The following is a 17,573-nucleotide window of genomic DNA, read 5'->3' as shown; positions in this document are numbered from 1 at the left end:
GGACCATATTATGGGGGTGCCCGGTCTGAGGGTTGGAATCTGTCAGATGAAGGTAACTGAGAGAAAGGAAGAAAACATCAAAAAGGCCTCTGAGATGATAATGGAAGCGTGCAACCGGGGTGCTGAACTTGTGGTCCTTCCTGAGATGTTCACATGCCCCTACGACTCTGAACTCTTCCCTGAATATGCAGAGGATGAGAATGGAGAGACCATAACCGCAATGAGATCCCTTGCAGCAGAACTGGGGATCCATCTTGTTGCAGGTTCAATTCCCGAGAGAACCCCGGAGGGAATATACAACACCTCCTTCATCATTGATGATGGTGGTGAAGTCGTGGCGAGGCACAGGAAGGTTCACCTCTTTGATATAGACGTGGAGGGTGAGATAACCTTCAGGGAATCCGACACTCTTATTGCGGGTAGCTCTGTGACCGTTACTGAAACAGGTTCTGCTGTGATCGGTGTTGGTATATGCTATGACATGCGCTTCCCTGAACTCTCAAGGATGATGGCCCTGGGGGGTGCGGAGGTTCTCATATTTCCCGGGGCATTCAACATGACAACCGGTCCAGCCCACTGGAAGCTCCTTGTGCGGTCGAGGGCCCTTGACAACCAGTGCTACTGTGTCGCAGTGTCCCCTGCAAGAAATCCCCGGGCATCCTATGTTGCATACGGTCACTCACTTGTCGCCGACCCATGGGGTTCGGTTATGGTTGATGCGGGTAGCTCAGAATGTGTTCTAACAGCCAACCTGAATATGGAAATGGTGGAGAAAGTGAGAAGGGAGCTTCCACTTCTAAGGAATCGGAGACCAGATGTTTACAGGTGGAGGGAGGGAGCTGATCATGAATAGACCCTCCAGGAAATCCATCATCATACTCCTTGTGGGTATCATCCTTGCGTTCTCATCATACTTTGTAGCCAACGTGGATATAGGGGGTTATTCCGCGGTATCGGTTGTTTTCATCATATCCATGGCCCTCCCATCATTTATTTCGGTGATAAGGGACCTCAGGGGTCGTGGTGTTATTCTGATACTTGTTCTGGGGGCCTATGCAATTCTGATCGAAACTTTGGCCATAGTAACGGGTTTTCCCTACTCGGAGTTCCACTACACCGGACTCATTGGACTGAAGATACTTGGACACACACCCTTCACGGTCCCATTCGCCTGGCTACCCCTCTTCCTTGGGTCGGCCTATCTTGCAAAGGAATCTGTTGGTGGGAAAGTGAAATTTCTGGGCCTCTCAACCCTCCTTGTGGGCCTCACAGATGTGGTGATTGACCCTGCAGCCGTGGCCCTCAACTTCTGGATCTGGAGTAATCCAGGAATATTCTATGGTGTGCCCCTGCAGAACTTCGCTGGATGGGTGCTCTCAGGTTTCATTGCATCCCTTATTCTGCTTGTGGTTCTGGGTGATTCTACGAAGGAAATGAAATCAGGGACCATCTCCAGCCTCTACCTGATAATGTGCTTCTGGACAGCGGCCTGCCTATTCCTTGGACTTGAGATCCCCTTCATAACCGGTTTAATCCTCCTGGCACTCATACTCATTAAAACAAAGGCAAACCTGTGGTAGGATCCGGAATAGTTAAATCCAGAAAACTACAGCAAAAAACCTTCAAGATCAAATCCAGTGAAAGATCTTGTGGTTTATGAGCGCAAGGAAGAGCAGACCCCCAAGGGCTGTGTTGACGTAGGGCAGGTACCAGTAAACCCTCTCTATCCTTATTCTTTCGAAAAAAAGTACAGAAAGGGGAAATGCAGGATACGCGAATACCAGAAAGCTTAGAGGATGTAGATCTGTAAGATAGACAGTGATGAAAGATAATATCAGCCAGAAGGCTGCTGAAAGTGCAAGTGCCGCCCTTTCACCCATAAATACTGGTGTTGTGTTGATCCCTGCCCTCCTATCATACTCTGTGTCAGGTACGGCAGAGAATATGTGCATGGCAGCGATGTGGCAGTAGCCTGCAAGGAGGATTATGGGTTCAGGTAGGCTCCCTGATGCGAGACTGTAGGCAAATACACCGGGCATTATGTAGAGGTAATTGGATGAAAAATCCAGGAAGGGCCTCTCCTTGAATCTGAGTGGGGGTGCACTGTAGAAATAGGATAGGAATAAAAATCCGATGAAAAGAATGGCCTCCTGTGGTTTCTGTGAAAACATGAGCGCGACGCTGATACCTGTAACTGCAAGCAGTGAATTTCTGAGTTTCCTCCTCTCACTCTGCATCAGCATGTGCTCCCTTGAGCCCTTCTTGGGGTTGAGTCTGTCTGTATCCTCATCCCAGTAGTCGTTGACACCGTAGATGAACACGTTAGCCGGGAAAAAGAAGTAGATGAGGTAGATGTAATAGGCTGGTGAGAGAAAATCAGTGAACCCCTTCGCTGCAAGGGTGTACCCAATTACATACGTCCCCCCGGTGTATATCCAGAACCTGAATCGGGATATGCCGACCAGAAAGCCCGTGTAATCTTTTATGGAATTAAAAAGGGATCCTGGGGTCATCTGAGACATTTGAAGGTCCCCTAAATACTCCCCTCATTAACGGCTGCCCTGGGTCTGATGAGCCTCAGCATGTTCAGGAGGGCCCCTGAGACCACCCTGCCCCTTGAGGGCTTCACCTTCCTCCGGTAGACTATGAGGGGGTCCCTTTCAATTATCCTGGACGTCCAGAGGTACATGTCGGCGGCGGTCTTTATGGGTACCAGGTAGCGGTAGGGGATGTACCTGTAACCCTCCTCTGCCCTCCTCTGCCAGTCCCTGTAAATATCAATCTGAGCCCTGAGGAAGGACCTGAAATTATCCTCCCTTCCCCTTATTTCACTTAAATCCAGTGACTCCAGATCAAATCTTTCAAGTTCAGTCAGCGGGAAGTAGAGCCTTCCAAGTTCAACATCCTCTGCTATGTCCCTTATGAAGTTGACGTACTGCATGGCCCTCCCCAGGTAGCGGGCGTGGGGGTATGAATCCGTGTCAAGGCCCATGATGGATGCCATGAAGAGGCCCACAACCTCAGATGAACCCAGGAGGTACTCCTCAAGGTCAGCCATTGTCCTGTAGGATGATACAGTTATATCCATCTCCATTGATCTTAGAAAGGCCTCTGTCTACTCTTTATTGAAAGATTTCCTGGCTGAAAGTTCCGCGAATGAATCAACAACCACATCCCCTGTTTTTTCACCTGATGATGCCACCCGGTAGCGTTCAACAAAGTCGTAGAACCCCTCGGTATCCTGTGGTATTCTATCAACATAGTCATCCGCCTTTCTCAGGAAACTGTAGAGTATGAAAACGTCCCTCCTCACCTTGGGTGGGAAGAAGAGGGTGCTGTAGAAGTATGTTTTGCTTCCCCTTTTGAATATTGAATAGATTTTTTCATCAATCAAGAGCCTATCACCCATAAAACTTTTAAAGTTGCTTTGCATGGAGGATTCTGGACTATTCACCCATTTCTTCCAGTATTTCTCTGCAGACAATCTGGGAGGATATGAGTGTCATAGGCACCCCTATACCCGGATGGGTGTACTGTCCAGTGTAGTAAAGGTTTTTGACCTTCTTGCTTTTATGTGCCGGTCTCCAGAGGGCGGTCTGCCTGAGGGTATGGGATAGGCCAAGTGCTGTCCCCCTGTATGCATTGTAGCGTTCCCTGAAGTCATTTATGGCGAATATGCGCTTCACCACCACATGGCCCCTTATCCTCATACCGGTTTTCCTCTCAAGGTCATCCATGACCCTGCTGTAGAGACCCTCCCTCAGCTCATGGTTATCCTCCATACCCGGTGCCAGGGGGACCAGTATGAATAGGGTGTCTGATCCCTCAGGAGCAGCTGTTTTATCCGTCCTTGAGGGAACATTAACATAGTATGATGGCCTCTCAGGCCAGGATGCCTTTTCAGGGTCAAAGACCTGCTGGAACTTGTCTGCCCAGTCCCTCTCAAGGAAGAGGTTATGGTGGTCAAGGGCGTCTACTGTGCGGTCAACACCAACGTAGGCCACAAAGGCTGATGGTGCCAGTACCCTTGAATTCCAGTAGTTCTCATCATAGGTCCTGTGGTTGGCATCAACGAGTTCAAGTTCACTGTGGGGGTAATCTGCATTCACAAGAACTGCATCGGCATCGTGGATGTTCCTGTCGGTTACAACAGAGGTTGCCATCTTATCTGTAACCTCTATCCTCTTAACCTCCTCATTGAAATGGAATTCAGCCCCGTTCTCAAGTGCGAGTTCATATATGGACTCTGCAACCCTCCTTATGCCTCCCTCAGGGTAGAAAACCCCCAGTGTCATGTCAATGTGGGACATGATATGGTACATGGAGGGTGTATCCTGCGGTGCGCTTCCAAGGAATCCTATGGAGTACTGGAGTATCTTTCTTGCCTCATCACTCTCAAAACGTTTGTTAACAAAGTGCTCAAGGGATTCGAGTATGTTGAGTCTTATCCCCTGAAGAAGGAGTTTGCCATTGAGGAAGTCAAGGATGGAACGGTAGTCCCTGTAGAGCATCTCCTTTACAACAGAATCATAGAGTTCACCTGCTGAATGGAGGTATTCCCTGAGCTTCTCGCCCCCGTTTTCCTCGAAGCTGTCAAAGAGTTCATAGTTCCTTTCGATATCTGATGAGACATCTACAACCTTATCATCATCAAAAAATACCCTGTATGCAGGGTCAAGCTGTTTCAGGGAGTAGAAATCCTCAGGTTTCCTCCTGAACTCTGCAAAGAAGTTCTCAAATATGTCGGGCATGAGGTACCATGATGGGCCCATATCAAAGGTAAACCCCCCCTCACTGTAGACGCTTGCACGTCCACCTGGACCCTCATTTTTTTCAATAACAGTTACATCCATCCCATCCCTTGCAAGAAGCGCTGCTGCAGATAGACCTCCAAATCCAGCCCCCACGATCACTATCCTCATGAAACCACCGGCTAAAATATTATATATATAGTTATAATGACACTTAAAAAATATAAAAGTTTCATGGGGACTTCAATAAACAATATTACTGAATTGAGTGATTGATGAACACTTCACCCAACGAAAAAACCATGGGTTATGACTGGATCTTTTTAAGTGACTTGTTGGCGGCCTTCTTGAAGTCCTTATCCCCCTTTCTTCTGGCCTTCTTGATTGGTTCTATGGCCCTCGGATCCCTCAGGTCGCCAAGGGACCTCACGGCGGCAAGTTTAACACCCCAGTCCTCATCCTCAAGGGCACCTATTAGTGGTTCCACAGCCCTCCTATCCCCCAGTTCCCCAAGGGACCTTGCAGCGAATTTCCTCACACCCCAGTCCTCATCCTCAAGGGCCCCAATGAAGTGATCCACAACGCCGGGATCCCCTATCTTCTTGAGGGCGAATGTGGCGTACCTCCTGACCTCCCCCTCTGCAGTGTCCATTATTTCAATGAGCCTTTCAAGGGACAGTTTTCCAAATTCTGCAAGTTTTTCTGCGGCCTTAAATCTAACAGGATGACTTTCATCCTCCAGAAGTCCTGCAAGTATTTCAACTGATTCCTCTGATGGTTCAAGTTCATCCACGACCTTCATCTTTTCCTCTGAATCCATGAGGCAAATCCTATCCTTCAAAGTACTATCAGCCATGAGAATCACCTGATAAATTCACCTGATTGATTCTGTGATAATAAACCGTGATGATAATCTTTTATTCCGCAGCCGATATAAATGTTAATGGACCCCAATTCCCGGCTGGTAGGAGGATGTGAATGCATAAACTGGATGTCAAGAAAAAAAACTCCAGGTGGTATTTCCTGTCTGAGGTTATCAAACTGGGTAGACTTCCATTTCTCGGGGCTGGCCTGATCCTCTATGCCACAGGGGCTGTTCTTGCAGGTATAGGTAGGGGTTACCTCCCCCTCGACCAGTTCATCATGGGATATGCGATCGTGATGCCAGCCCATCTTTCTGTATCCTACAGCAACGACTACTATGACTTTGAACTGGACAACCCTGAGGCTGCAACAGCATATACCGGTGGAAGCGGGGTTCTCCAGAGACACCCTGAACTCAGAGGCTTTGCCTGGAAGTTCGCTGTCCTTCTCATATCAGTATCCCTGACACTTGCAGTTATCTACACTCTCATCTACCGTAACCCTGCAGTTCTTCTCCTTGCAGTTGCCGGTAATCTGCTTGGATGGTTTTACAGTGCCCCACCAGCGAGGCTATCATACAGGGGTTTTGGAGAGGTTGCAACAGCCCTGACAGGCTTCATATTCCCTGCCATGGGTTACTCTGTAATCATGGGTGTGATTGATACCCCTCTAATCCTCTTCTCCATCCCCATAATGCTGCTGCAGCTTGTTTTCATCATAAATGTTGAGATACCTGACCTCCAGGAGGACCTGCTGGGTGGTAAGATGACGTTTCCTGTCAGGATGGGTGTCAGAGCATCCCGAAGGGTTATGGCCTTAAGTGCGGCTGCTGCAACGGTTGCACTGGGTCTTCTTGAATTCTCCCCCCATTTTGATCCCAGGATCAGTTTCCCGCTGATTGCTCTACTTTCACTCACAGTCACAGTTCCCTGCATCTATTATTACATCCATAACCCCGATGAAGTTGTGGGGGGATCTGAGGTTGTAATGAACTCACTCATAGCCTTCGGGATCCTTGACCTCCTCTACCTCATCAGTATCCTGGTGATGCAATGAACACGTTTAAACTGGTGGATGGACTGGAAATATGTGACCTGTCACTTCTCATTGAGGATTCGATGATAATAGCCGACCTCCACCTGGGGTATGAACAGTACCTCACCAGTGCGGGGGTGATGGTCCCGGGGTTCCAGTTCAGAAAGATAGTTGAGCGGATAGAATCCATAAGGGACGCATCGGGTGCCTCGGGTATCATCATAAATGGTGACCTCAAGCATGAATTCGGGAGGGTGAGCCGTCAGGAGAACCGGGAAATCATGCGGATGATGGACTACCTCCAGGAAAACTTCAGGGAGATAACACTGATCAAGGGGAATCACGACCCCATAGTACCCCACATGTCCGGGATATCAGGTGTTGCGATCCATGAAACCATGAAGGTGGACGATTTCCTCCTGACACATGGCCATGTTATACCTGAAAGACTCGACGCTGAAAACATCATCATAGGCCACGAACACCCATGCGTGGGTCTCAGAAGCAGTGAAAGGGTTGAAAAGATCAAATGCTTCCTCCTGGGGCCCTTCAGGGATATGAACCTCGTTGTCATGCCATCCTTCAATTTCATAACCGAGGGCTCCGACATCCTCCATGAGGCTGTACTATCACCCTTCCTCAGGAAGGCTGAACTTGAGGAATTCCAGGTCTATGGTGTTGAGGACTTTGAGGTTTTCGATTTCGGGACGGTGGGTGCCCTCATGGAGTTCACCTCATCCACAGGATTCAATGGTGGGTGGTGAGGCCCATGATAGTCAGGCAGAAGAAGAAATACTCAGGCAGCAGAATACACTCTGTCCTCCACCCCTGGGTCAGCGAATGGTTCAGGAGAACCTTTGATGACTTCACAGAGGCCCAGAAGTATGCGATAATGGATATACACATGGGGAGGAACGTCCTTGTATCGTCACCAACAGGTTCAGGTAAGACACTCGCCGCGTTTCTTTCCATAATCAGTGAACTCACCACACTTGCGGATAGGGGTGAACTGGAGGACAGTGTCTACTGCATATACATCTCACCCCTTAAGGCCCTTGATAATGACATAGAAAGGAACCTTGAGGAACCCCTCCAGGGTATAAGGGAGATTGCAGAGGAGGAGGGCAGGGATCTTGAGATAAGGAAGGCTGTGCGGACCGGTGACACCACTAGCTATGAGCGCTCCAGGATGCTCAAAAATCCCCCACACATCCTTATAACGACCCCTGAGACGCTCTCAATACTCCTTGTGGCCCCAAAGTTCCGTGAAAAGCTTTCAACTGTGCGCTATGTTATCGTGGATGAAATACACTCCCTTGCAGATAATAAGAGGGGTGTTCACCTTTCACTGAGCCTTGAGAGGCTGCAGCACCTTGTCGGTAACTTCACAAGGATCGGTTTATCTGCGACGGTCCATCCACTTGAGCGTGTTGCAAAATTCCTGGTGGGTTACAGTTATGGTAATGAAAGGGACTGCATAATAGTGGACGTTAACTACCTTAAAGAACTTGACATTGAACTCATCTGCCCGGTTGATGATATCGTGGCCGCTGACCCTGAGGAAATTGGTAATGCCCTCTACGACATCCTCCACGACCTCATAATGGAACACCGGACAACCCTAATCTTCACCAACACGCGAAGCGGGACCGAGAGTGTGGTTTACAACCTGAAAAGTCGCTTCCCTGAGAGTTACACCGATGAAAACATCATGGCACACCACTCATCGCTTTCAAGGGAGATAAGGCTTGAAACAGAGGAGAAACTCAAGAGGGGTGAGCTGAAGGCGGTTGTATCGTCAACGTCCCTTGAACTCGGGATAGACATCGGGTACATTGACCTGGTGGTTCTTCTGAGTTCACCAAAATCTGTTTCAAGGGCCCTTCAGCGTATCGGAAGAAGCGGGCATCAGCTTCATGAGAAATCAAAGGGACGGATAGTTGTCGTGGACAGGGACGACCTTGTTGAGTGTTCACTCATACTCAAGAACGCCGTTGAGGGTAAAATAGATTCCATAAGGGTACCCGAGAACTGCCTGGATGTCCTGGCACAGCACATATACGGGATGGCCATTGAGAACCCGTGGGACATTGACCATGCCCTTGAGGTTATAAGGAACAGCTACTGCTACAGGAACCTCAGGAGGGAGGATTACCTCTCTGTACTCAGCTACCTTGCAGGGGAGTATGCGGAGCTCGAGGAGAGGTACGTCTATGCCAAGATCTGGGTTGACCACGACAAGAACATGTTCGGGAGGAGGGGTAAACTTGCCAGGATGCTCTACTCCACCAACATAGGGACCATACCCGATAGAAGCGCTGCGGTTGTTAAGTGCAACGGGAAGGTTGTGGGGAGGATAGAGGAGGACTTCATGGAGAAACTCAGGAAGGGCGACACCTTTGTTCTCGGCGGGAAGATCTACAGATTCAACTATGCAAGGGGTATGACCGTCAATGTCAGCCCCGCCTCAGGGCCCCCCAACATTCCATCATGGTTCTCAGAGCAGCTGCCCCTCTCCTTCGACCTTGCAGTTGACATACAGCGCTTCAGGGACATTATGGATGGTAAGTTCCAGTACGGGCGTTCAAAGGCAGAGATAATCGAGTTCATAATGGACTACCTCCACGTGGATGAGAGGGCCGCAGGTTCAATCTACGAGTATTTCCGTGAACAGTACCTATACGCGGCAATACCCAGCATCAGGAGGATGCTTGTTGAGTACTACACTGGCTTCGGGGGCAGAAAATTCATCGTCTTCCACAGCCTCTTTGGAAGGAGGGTTAACGACGCCCTATCAAGGGCTGTTGCCTATGTCATTGCAAGGCGTTACCGGCGGGACGTTATGATATCTGTATCTGACAATGGATTCTATCTGAGTTCAGAGGGAAAGATGGGTGGTCTCGAGTCATTCATGGAACTTGAACCTGAGAACCTCCGGGAGATACTTAAGAAGGCCCTTGACCGGACAGAAACCCTTGCAAGCAGGTTCAGGCACTGCGCTGGCCGTGCCCTCATGATACTCCGCAGGTACCGGGGGGAGGAGAAGTCTGTTGGCAGACAGCAGGTTAGGGGTAAGATACTCCTTAAATTTGTGAGTGAACTGGATGACAGGTTCCCCATACTCGAGGAGGCCCGCAGGGAGGTTATGGAGGACTACATGGACATCGAGAATGCCATCAGGGTCCTTGAATGGATCCGTGATGGTGAGATGGAGATCAAGCAGATTGACACGAGGATACCCTCACCATTTGCCTTTAACCTGGTTGCCCAGGGCTACCTGGATGTGCTCAAGTATGAGGACCGGATAGAATTCATCAGGAGGATGCATCAGGCCATACTGGATGAGATCAGGTGATCTTCCAATGCGAAAAAAACAGGAAGCTGATATCCCTTTCTTCAAGGATGAAATCAGGTAATCATAAGTTATGAAAAGGACAAGAAAACTGGTGTCATCTTTTCTTAAGAACAAGCATCATGTTACCTCCCCTCCTGAACTCATAGTCCACCGTGACTGTGAATGCATCAAATTCATCTCTTCCATCCTTCAGTATGCTCTCTGCATAATCTGAGAGTTTTCCGTTCTCCTTGACGATCGGGTATATTCTCACCTCTGAACTGACGCGTATCATCTCAGAAATGGCCCTTTCATGAAATTCCCTGTCAAGGCGGTGGTCATATATGAAGAGAAGATGGGATGAGAGAAGGAGATCAAACTCATCATCACCAAATGGTAAATCCCTGAGGTCCCCCCTCACGTAAAGTTCAGGGTACTCCCTGTAGCTTTCCTCAAAGCACCTGCAGGCATCCAAGCGTTTTTCAAGCATCTCCTCAGGTGAAGAGTAGAACCTCCACACGAAATGGTTCCTGATCCTCTTAAGTGCATCTGTGAGTGCCATGAGGTGCTCCCTGCACATATTCCCGAGAGTATCTGCCTCCTCACCGTACATGATGTCACAGGCCCTCACCTCAAGGCCCCGCTCCGCCATGAGTGGTATGAATGAGCTGGCACCCGCTGGACAGTCGAGTATCCGCAGCCCCTCAAGTTCATTTATCCTGAGATCAAACATCTTCATGTATTCCTGGCATGTGCGGGCGGTGAAAAGGGGCCCCTCTATAACCGGCATAATGTCACCTGTCCATTGTTGTGTTGTATGTGATACTTTAGCATGTGCCCCATGTAAAGAGATCTGTGTGTGGACCTCCATCACTACTTTGTATGTGATACCTTAGCTTGCAAACCACCCCACACAACCGAAATCTTTATATACTAGAATTCTAACATATAGGTTTGTGTGTCTCATGCACACATCACCCCCTAAATTATTGCTTTCAACTTCCGGGATATTTTGTTCTGTTGAAAGCACCAAAAAATCAGCTTCCAGAGATAAAAAATGAAAAAGCACCTCCCCGTTTTTTCACTCCTAACAACCCCCCTTTAATCTCTGGAAGCTACCCCCCATACTTCAGATAATGATTCTTATACCACAGATTTCTGATTTTCAAGTTCCTGCAGGCTATTCACGAATATGATCATTGGGCTCACCTAACCCCCACTTATCAGAGAGAGAACACTATTTATGCGCCCATCTACATACCAGTAACCATGAAGGCACTTGTGGTATATTATTCAAGAACCGGGCGTACCAGGGAGGTTGCATCTCAGATCGCCAGGGAACTCAACTGTGACATCGAGGAGATAAGGGACACCCAGAAGCGAACTGGTATCATAGGGTTTTTAAAATCAGCTTACCAGGCCGCGAGGGGTAAGGACACCGTACTTAAACCCTATGAAAGGGACCCATCAGACTATGATCTTGTGATAGTGGGTACACCTGTCTGGGCAGGTAATCCCTCAGTACCCATGGGCACCTACCTCAGGGAAAATGCATCAAAGATAAAGAATGCTGCCTTCTTCTGTACATATGGTGGAAGCGGTGCAGAGGGAACATTCAGGCGTATGAGCGAGATCATCGGGAAGAAACCCATCCAGACAGTCGCCATAACCGAGAGGGAGATAAAGGAGAATACCTGTGACTGCAAGATAGAACCCTTTGTAAGGGACGTTGAAGCAGCATTCAGAAGTAGGGAATAGTCCAGATGTTCAGGCATCTTCCCCAATAACCTGCTAAATGCAGTGAAAGGTGTTCTGACCTTTTCAATCACCGGGTGAATCGATATCCTCATAATAGGGTTTTATATCAATGACAGGTGAGCCATCCAGTGCATCAAGGCCCCTCACCCTGAGGAAATCCCCTGAATCCAGCAGCTCAACCAGACACAGCCCTATCGGGTTGGGTCTTGCAGGGGCCCTTGTTGAAAAAACACCCCTCTTCCTCTTTTTACCCCTCGGGACAACCTTAAGAACATCCCTTTCAGCCAGGTGCTGCCAGTAGAGGACAAAGAGGTACCTGAAAAGTTCAACCCCCTCCATGGCGTCACGGTACTCCGGGAAGATGTGGATCTCGCTCTCCTCCATGGAGAGTCTTCCCTGATGAGGTGCCTCTTCCCTCCTCATGAATGGGGATCTCACAAATCCAACAGGCCTTATTTTTATCTCCACAGATACCCTCCACAGATCCGTGAAAATTAAACCTTAAATTCCGCTATAACGGTACATGGTGCACTGTCAACCCCCTCAATGGTCCAGGGGACCACAAAAACCCTCTCAATAACCTCCGGAGCATCCATAAGTTTCATATCCTCCAGGATGAGAAGTGGTTCCCCATAGTCAGGGTCCTCAGTAAATGCCCTTAGGTGGGCCATCCCGCCCTCAGATGGGTGTTCTGGATTTGATATTGATATGCAGTCCACCCCTATGGCCCTGATGTCCCTGAAGTTCCTCCTTATTTTATCAATAAGTTCAGGGGTGATCCAGGGGTTATTCTGCAGGTAGGTGTCCTCGCCCCTCACTGACTCGAAGCCCGTCCTTATAAGTAGGAGGTCGCAGTCTGGAATCTCAATATCCCCACTTCCTATGGGATCCCCTGGCCCCACATCAACATCCACAGTGCAGACATCATTGAATACAAGTTCATCAATACTGTATTCACATATCCTCTTTCCGCCCTCAATGAAATGGGCCGGGGCATCAACATGGGTCCCGGCATGGTTGGATGTGATGATGGTGTGGGTCTCATACCCATCCACAGGTATCCTGTTCCTGATTGATATCCTCACATCGTCAAGTGCCTGGTGAACCGGTGAACCATTCTCCAGTGGATGCGAAAGAAGTTCATGCATGGTATATCTCCTGTACTAGATACATTTATTCCTGCAGTTTTCTATAATATCCGCCACGCCCCTATCGGTGAGGTGGTAGCGCGCCATCTTACCATCCCTTTCATAGTCAACGATTCCCGCGCTTCTCAGGATTCTGAGCTGGTGGGAAACCGCTGACTGGGTCATCTCAAGGAGGGATGCCAGTTCACAGACGCACAGAGAATCCAGAGTGAGTGCCTCGATTATTCTGAGCCTCGTGGGCTCAGATAATATTTTGAAGAGATCACAGAGTCTCTTTATTTCATCGTCTTCAGGCATCGACTCCTTCACCCTGAGTACTAGGGCCTCATTGGCATCATCGATTTCACAGACATCCCTCTTCATAGAATAATTTATAGATGAAACTGTAGATAATAATAACGTCACCATGATGGTGAAGCAGAATCAAAGAGCGGGTAAAGGGCTATGGCAGTGGACTGGATAAGAATAAGGGACGTCCTGGGGGCTGAACACACCTACACCACAGGTCCCCGTGGAAATGCAATTGACATAAGGGTAAGTGAGCGGAAGATAACCGTAACCTACCTCAGGAATGGCACCCCGGCCCAGATGGTTTTTCTGAAATCAAACATAGTTTACTATGAGTACAGTTCTGAGCACCTCAGGAAAAAGTATGAGAGGCAGGTCTAAGATGAACACGATCATATTCGATATTGATAAAACGCTGCTTGTTGGATCCCACTGTCACTTCTACTCCTTCAGGCAGGCGTTCAGGGAACTTTTCAATGTTGATGTTGAGATAGACATCGGTAGCATCCAGGGGATGACCGATAAGGAGATAATATTCCAGACCGCATGGAAGTACGGCCTTGAAATCAGCGATGGGGATTTTGTGAGGATAGTGGATAGGATTTCCTATAACTACCGCCTGAACCTTGAGAGGGATAACATAAGAGCCCTGGATGGTGCAGAGTTTATACTTAAAAGGCTCAGTGAAGCCGGAACACCCCTTGGAGTTGTTACAGGAAACATTGAGCCTGTTGCATGGTTGAAGCTCAGGGAGGCCTCCTTTGATGGATACTTCAACTTCGGGGGCTTTGGTAACGAGGGTTGCAGCAGGGCCTCGATACTGAGGCTCGCCCTTGAAAGGGCTTCCTCCATTTACGGACAGCTACGGCGGGAAAATGTTATAACCGTAGGTGACACCCCGAGGGACATTGAAGCCGGGAGGGAACTCGGTGTTACGACGGTGGGAGTTGCTACGGGTGACTTCACTGTCGATGAACTGGAGGCCGCAGGCGCCGATTACGTCCTTGAGGGTCTCGGTGACGTTGATGCCTTTCTTGAGATAACAGGTTATGGGGCTGCAGTGAGCATTATGGGTGATTGAATGAAGGTTCTTGTAACCGGGGCCTCTGGTATGCTTGGAAGTGACCTCATTGATGTCCTGAAAGAAAAACATGATGTTTTAACGTCAGGAGATCTTGACATCCGGGACCTTGAGGGTGTCATGGAGCTTGCAGCCGAAACTCAGCCGGATACCATTATACATGCGGCTGCATTCACAGATGTTGACTGTGCCGAGTCAGAGCATGAAACCGCCTATCAGGTGAACGTACTCGGGACCAGGAACGTTGCGGCTGCCGCATCACAGACAGGTGCCAGTCTGGTTTACATATCCACCGATTACGTCTTCAATGGCAAGAAGAGTGATGAATACTTTGAATTTGATGAACCTGATCCCCTGAACTTCTATGGTAAAACCAAGTACCTGGGCGAGGTTGCTGTGCGGGATCTGACAGATAAATTCTACATAGTGAGGACCTCCTGGCTCTTTGGCAGGAATGGCAGGAACTTTGTAAGGACCATGGTGGAACTGGCAGAGAGGGGCCATGAGATAAGTGTCGTGGATGACCAGTACGGATCTCCAACATACACCCGTGACCTTGCAGGTGCAATCGGGAAGCTCATTGAAAGGCCCGCTTATGGTGTTTACCACATAACAAACTCTGGCCACTGCTCATGGTATGAATTTGCCAGGGAGATATTTCATGCATTGCAGATGGATGTTAAACTGAAACCTGTAAGGAGCCATGAATTCCCGAGACCCGCCCGCAGGCCATCATTTTCTGTTCTAAAAAATTACAACTGGATCATGGAGGGCTTCAGACCCCTTAGAAGCTACAGGGAAGCCCTTAAGGATTACCTTGAAGAAATGAGATAGGAGGTGGACAATGAAGGGTATAGTGCTGGCAGGGGGTTCAGGAACCCGCCTCTACCCCATAACAAGGGCTGTTTCAAAGCAGCTCCTGCCCATATATGATAAGCCCATGATATACTACCCGCTATCTGTGCTGATGCTCGCAGGTATAAGGGATATACTGGTGATATCAACACCAAGGGACCTTCCACTCTACAGGGACCTGCTGGGGGATGGTTCACAGTTCGGTGTCAGGTTCTCCTATGAGGTGCAGGAGGAACCCCGGGGTATTGCCGATGCATTCATTGTGGGGAAGAATTTCATTGGAGACTCCAGGGTGGCCCTGGTCCTGGGCGATAACGTATTCTACGGGCACAGGTTCAGTGAAATACTCCAGAGGGCCGCATCCATCAGGGAGGGTGCTGTTATATTCGGCTACTATGTAAAGGACCCCCGACCATTCGGTGTTGTTGAATTCGACAGTGAGGGCAGGGTTATATCAATAGAAGAAAAACCTGAAAGACCCAGATCCAACTACGTCGTCCCTGGCCTCTACTTCTATGACAACCGGGTGGTTGAAATTGCCGAAAGAATAGAGCCATCTGAGAGGGGTGAACTTGAGATAACATCCGTCAATGAGGAGTACCTGAAGATGAAGAAGCTCAGGGTGGAGCTCATGGGCCGTGGTATGGCCTGGCTTGACACAGGTACCCACGACGGCCTCCTGGAGGCAAGCAGTTTCATAGAGACCATACAGAAGAGGCAGGGATTCTACATCGCATGCCTTGAGGAGATAGCCTATAACAACGGGTGGATCACAAGGGACGATCTCCTTGAACTGGCAGAAAAACTTGAAAAGACAGAATACGGCAGATACCTGAAGGACCTCGCGGAGGGAAACTTCCATGGGTGAATTCAAATTCCAGAAAACCAGACTCGATGGTGCAGTCATCATAGAACCTGAGGTCTACGAAGATGAACGGGGATACTTCATGGAGACCTTCAACCAGGCATTATTCAGGGACCATGGCCTTGATATCACCTTTGTCCAGGACAATGAGTCCATGTCACAGAGGGGCGTTCTCAGGGGCCTTCACTTCCAGACAAAAAAGCCCCAGGGAAAACTCATAAGGGCTGTGAAGGGTGAGATCTTTGATGTTGCGGTGGACCTCCGCAGGGACTCAAAGACCTACGGTGAATGGGTGGGTGTCTTCCTTTCAGAGGAGAACCGGAGGGAATTCTTCATTCCAGAGGGATTTGCGCATGGATTTCTGGCCCTCGCAGATGAGTGCATAGTCAACTACAAGTGCACGGAACTCTACCTCCCTGAATATGACTCTGGCATACCCTGGGACGACCCTGACATCGGAATAGAGTGGCCCCTGGAAATGGTGGATGAGCTCATAATTTCAGATAAGGACAGAAACTGGAAGCCCCTGAAGGAGAGACCAGTTTACCTCTGAGGAGATTTGAATGGAAAGGATTCTTGTAACCGGTGGAGCCGGCTTCATAGGTAGCAACTTCATAAGGTACATGCTTGAGAACCACAGCTATGAGATAATCAACCTTGACGCCCTTACCTACTGCGGGAACCTTGAAAACCTCGCTGACGTGGAGGATGACCCGCGTTACACATTTGTTAAGGGCAGCATAACCGACAAGGAACTTGTTAACCGCCTCATAGCAGACTCTGACGCTGTTGTGAACTTTGCGGCGGAATCCCACGTTGATCGGAGTATCGAGGACCCTGGCATATTCATAAGGACAAATGTCATGGGTACTCAGACACTACTGGAGGCCTCAAGGAGGCACGGCGTTGAGAGGTTCATACAGATTTCAACAGATGAGGTCTACGGCTCTGCAGAGGAAGGTTACTTCACAGAAGATACTCCCCTTGCACCCAACAGTCCCTACTCTGCCAGCAAGGCCTCTGCAGACCTCATTGTCAGGGCATACAACCGTACCTACGGTCTTCCAACCAACATAACCCGCTGCTCCAATAACTACGGCCCCTACCAGTTCCCTGAGAAACTCATACCCCTCATGATAACCAACGCCCTCGAGGATAAACCCCTCCCTGTATATGGTGACGGCATGAATGTGAGGGACTGGATACACGTGTATGACCACTGCAGGGCCATAGACCTGGTACTCCACCATGGCCGTGTCGGTGAGGTATACAATATAGGTGGCAACAATGAGAGGCGGAACATTGAGATCGTTAAACTAATCGTCAGGGAACTCGGGAAGGATGAGTCCCTCATAAAATTTGTTGATGACAGGCCAGGACATGACAGGAGATATGCCATAGACGCAAGCAAGATAATGGATGAACTTGGCTGGAGGCCCACCTATTCCTTCGAGGAGGGTATAAGGGAGACCATCCAGTGGTACATTGAAAACAGAGAGTGGTGGGAGAACATCAAGAGCGGGGAGTACCTCAGGTACTATGAGCGCATGTATGGTGAAAGGCTTCGGTCATGATCACATAAAGAGGAAGAAGA

The 17,573-nt window shown here is 49.1% G+C and carries 19 protein-coding genes and 1 pseudogene; 12 read left to right on the top strand and 8 right to left on the bottom strand.

The window, feature by feature from the left end; all coding sequences use genetic code 11:
• Positions 1 to 10: 10 nt before the first annotated feature.
• Both MTCT_RS08435 and cruF read left to right on the top strand, forming a co-directional pair.
• On the top strand, positions 11 to 853 hold the full coding sequence (locus tag MTCT_RS08435) for a carbon-nitrogen hydrolase family protein (RefSeq protein ID WP_048176336.1): 843 nt from the start codon (positions 11 to 13) through the stop codon (positions 851 to 853).
• A complete protein-coding gene (cruF, locus tag MTCT_RS08430; RefSeq protein WP_048176697.1) occupies positions 846 to 1,580 on the top strand; it encodes a bisanhydrobacterioruberin hydratase CruF in 735 nt (244 codons plus the stop codon). Before MTCT_RS08435 ends, cruF begins: the two co-directional genes overlap by 8 nt.
• A gap of 48 nt (positions 1,581 to 1,628) precedes the next feature.
• Here cruF and MTCT_RS08425 read toward each other — a convergent pair whose 3' ends face one another.
• The 4 genes and pseudogenes from MTCT_RS08425 to MTCT_RS08410 all read right to left on the bottom strand — a co-directional run bounded on the left by MTCT_RS08425 (position 1,629) and on the right by MTCT_RS08410 (position 5,592).
• A complete protein-coding gene (locus MTCT_RS08425) occupies positions 1,629 to 2,522 on the bottom strand; it encodes a prenyltransferase (RefSeq protein WP_052457428.1) in 894 nt (297 codons plus the stop codon).
• An 11-nt stretch (positions 2,523 to 2,533) separates the two neighbouring features.
• Positions 2,534 to 3,394, bottom strand: a pseudogene (locus MTCT_RS08420) (phytoene/squalene synthase family protein).
• Between the two features lie 52 nt (positions 3,395 to 3,446).
• Positions 3,447 to 4,922, bottom strand: a complete 1,476-nt coding sequence (locus MTCT_RS08415; RefSeq protein WP_048176334.1) for an NAD(P)/FAD-dependent oxidoreductase — start codon at positions 4,920 to 4,922, stop codon at positions 3,447 to 3,449.
• A 136-nt stretch (positions 4,923 to 5,058) separates the two neighbouring features.
• Positions 5,059 to 5,592, bottom strand: coding sequence for a HEAT repeat domain-containing protein (locus tag MTCT_RS08410; protein WP_231855297.1), 534 nt, complete (start codon positions 5,590 to 5,592; stop codon positions 5,059 to 5,061).
• Between the two features lie 137 nt (positions 5,593 to 5,729).
• Between MTCT_RS08410 and MTCT_RS08405 the strand changes: the two genes are divergently transcribed.
• Genes MTCT_RS08405 through MTCT_RS08395 form a run of 3 tightly spaced genes read left to right on the top strand, consistent with a single transcriptional unit; the run spans position 5,730 to position 10,005 of the window.
• Entirely contained in the window at positions 5,730 to 6,671 is a 942-nt protein-coding gene (locus tag MTCT_RS08405) for a prenyltransferase (RefSeq protein WP_048176330.1), read from the top strand.
• A complete protein-coding gene (locus tag MTCT_RS08400; RefSeq protein WP_048176329.1) occupies positions 6,668 to 7,414 on the top strand; it encodes a metallophosphoesterase in 747 nt (248 codons plus the stop codon). Before MTCT_RS08405 ends, MTCT_RS08400 begins: the two co-directional genes overlap by 4 nt.
• A gap of 5 nt (positions 7,415 to 7,419) precedes the next feature.
• Complete coding sequence (locus MTCT_RS08395; RefSeq protein ID WP_048176328.1) at positions 7,420 to 10,005, top strand: ATP-dependent helicase; 2,586 nt, start codon at positions 7,420 to 7,422, stop codon at positions 10,003 to 10,005.
• 94 nt (positions 10,006 to 10,099) lie between these two features.
• On the opposite strand, the gene MTCT_RS08390 is transcribed toward MTCT_RS08395, so the two are convergent.
• Positions 10,100 to 10,774, bottom strand: a complete 675-nt coding sequence (locus MTCT_RS08390; protein WP_048176327.1) for a class I SAM-dependent methyltransferase — start codon at positions 10,772 to 10,774, stop codon at positions 10,100 to 10,102.
• Positions 10,775 to 11,253: 479 nt separating this feature from the next.
• Between MTCT_RS08390 and MTCT_RS08385 the strand changes: the two genes are divergently transcribed.
• Positions 11,254 to 11,742, top strand: a complete 489-nt coding sequence (locus MTCT_RS08385; protein WP_048176326.1) for a flavodoxin — start codon at positions 11,254 to 11,256, stop codon at positions 11,740 to 11,742.
• A 63-nt stretch (positions 11,743 to 11,805) separates the two neighbouring features.
• Here MTCT_RS08385 and tsaA read toward each other — a convergent pair whose 3' ends face one another.
• Genes tsaA through MTCT_RS08370 form a run of 3 tightly spaced genes read right to left on the bottom strand, consistent with a single transcriptional unit; the run spans position 11,806 to position 13,253 of the window.
• Entirely contained in the window at positions 11,806 to 12,210 is a 405-nt protein-coding gene (tsaA, locus tag MTCT_RS08380; RefSeq protein ID WP_084126311.1) for a tRNA (N6-threonylcarbamoyladenosine(37)-N6)-methyltransferase TrmO, read from the bottom strand.
• Positions 12,211 to 12,236: 26 nt separating this feature from the next.
• Positions 12,237 to 12,890, bottom strand: coding sequence for a cyclase family protein (locus MTCT_RS08375; protein ID WP_048176325.1), 654 nt, complete (start codon positions 12,888 to 12,890; stop codon positions 12,237 to 12,239).
• A 15-nt stretch (positions 12,891 to 12,905) separates the two neighbouring features.
• The gene (locus MTCT_RS08370) at positions 12,906 to 13,253 is read right to left on the bottom strand and encodes a metalloregulator ArsR/SmtB family transcription factor (protein WP_048176324.1); all 348 of its coding nucleotides are present in this window, start codon (positions 13,251 to 13,253) and stop codon (positions 12,906 to 12,908) included.
• An 81-nt stretch (positions 13,254 to 13,334) separates the two neighbouring features.
• On the opposite strand from MTCT_RS08370, the gene MTCT_RS08365 reads away from it, so the two are divergent.
• The 6 genes from MTCT_RS08365 to rfbB are packed head-to-tail and all read left to right on the top strand — an operon-like array spanning position 13,335 to position 17,553.
• On the top strand, positions 13,335 to 13,559 hold the full coding sequence (locus MTCT_RS08365; protein ID WP_048176323.1) for a hypothetical protein: 225 nt from the start codon (positions 13,335 to 13,337) through the stop codon (positions 13,557 to 13,559).
• On the top strand, positions 13,543 to 14,259 hold the full coding sequence (locus tag MTCT_RS08360; protein WP_231855296.1) for an HAD family hydrolase: 717 nt from the start codon (positions 13,543 to 13,545) through the stop codon (positions 14,257 to 14,259). Before MTCT_RS08365 ends, MTCT_RS08360 begins: the two co-directional genes overlap by 17 nt.
• Positions 14,260 to 15,093: a dTDP-4-dehydrorhamnose reductase gene (gene rfbD, locus MTCT_RS08355; protein WP_048176319.1), complete on the top strand. Its 834-nt coding sequence runs from the start codon at positions 14,260 to 14,262 to the stop codon at positions 15,091 to 15,093.
• Between the two features lie 10 nt (positions 15,094 to 15,103).
• Complete coding sequence (gene rfbA / locus MTCT_RS08350) at positions 15,104 to 15,982, top strand: glucose-1-phosphate thymidylyltransferase RfbA (protein WP_048176318.1); 879 nt, start codon at positions 15,104 to 15,106, stop codon at positions 15,980 to 15,982.
• Entirely contained in the window at positions 15,975 to 16,532 is a 558-nt protein-coding gene (gene rfbC, locus MTCT_RS08345; protein WP_048176317.1) for a dTDP-4-dehydrorhamnose 3,5-epimerase, read from the top strand. The genes rfbA and rfbC overlap by 8 nt, the downstream gene beginning before the upstream one ends.
• A gap of 10 nt (positions 16,533 to 16,542) precedes the next feature.
• Positions 16,543 to 17,553: a dTDP-glucose 4,6-dehydratase gene (gene rfbB / locus MTCT_RS08340; protein ID WP_048176316.1), complete on the top strand. Its 1,011-nt coding sequence runs from the start codon at positions 16,543 to 16,545 to the stop codon at positions 17,551 to 17,553.
• Positions 17,554 to 17,573 lie beyond the last annotated feature (20 nt).

The organism is Methanothermobacter sp. CaT2 (assembly GCF_000828575.1).
Lineage (GTDB): Archaea > Methanobacteriota > Methanobacteria > Methanobacteriales > Methanothermobacteraceae > Methanothermobacter.
This window is presented reverse-complemented; position numbering and strand designations above follow the sequence as displayed.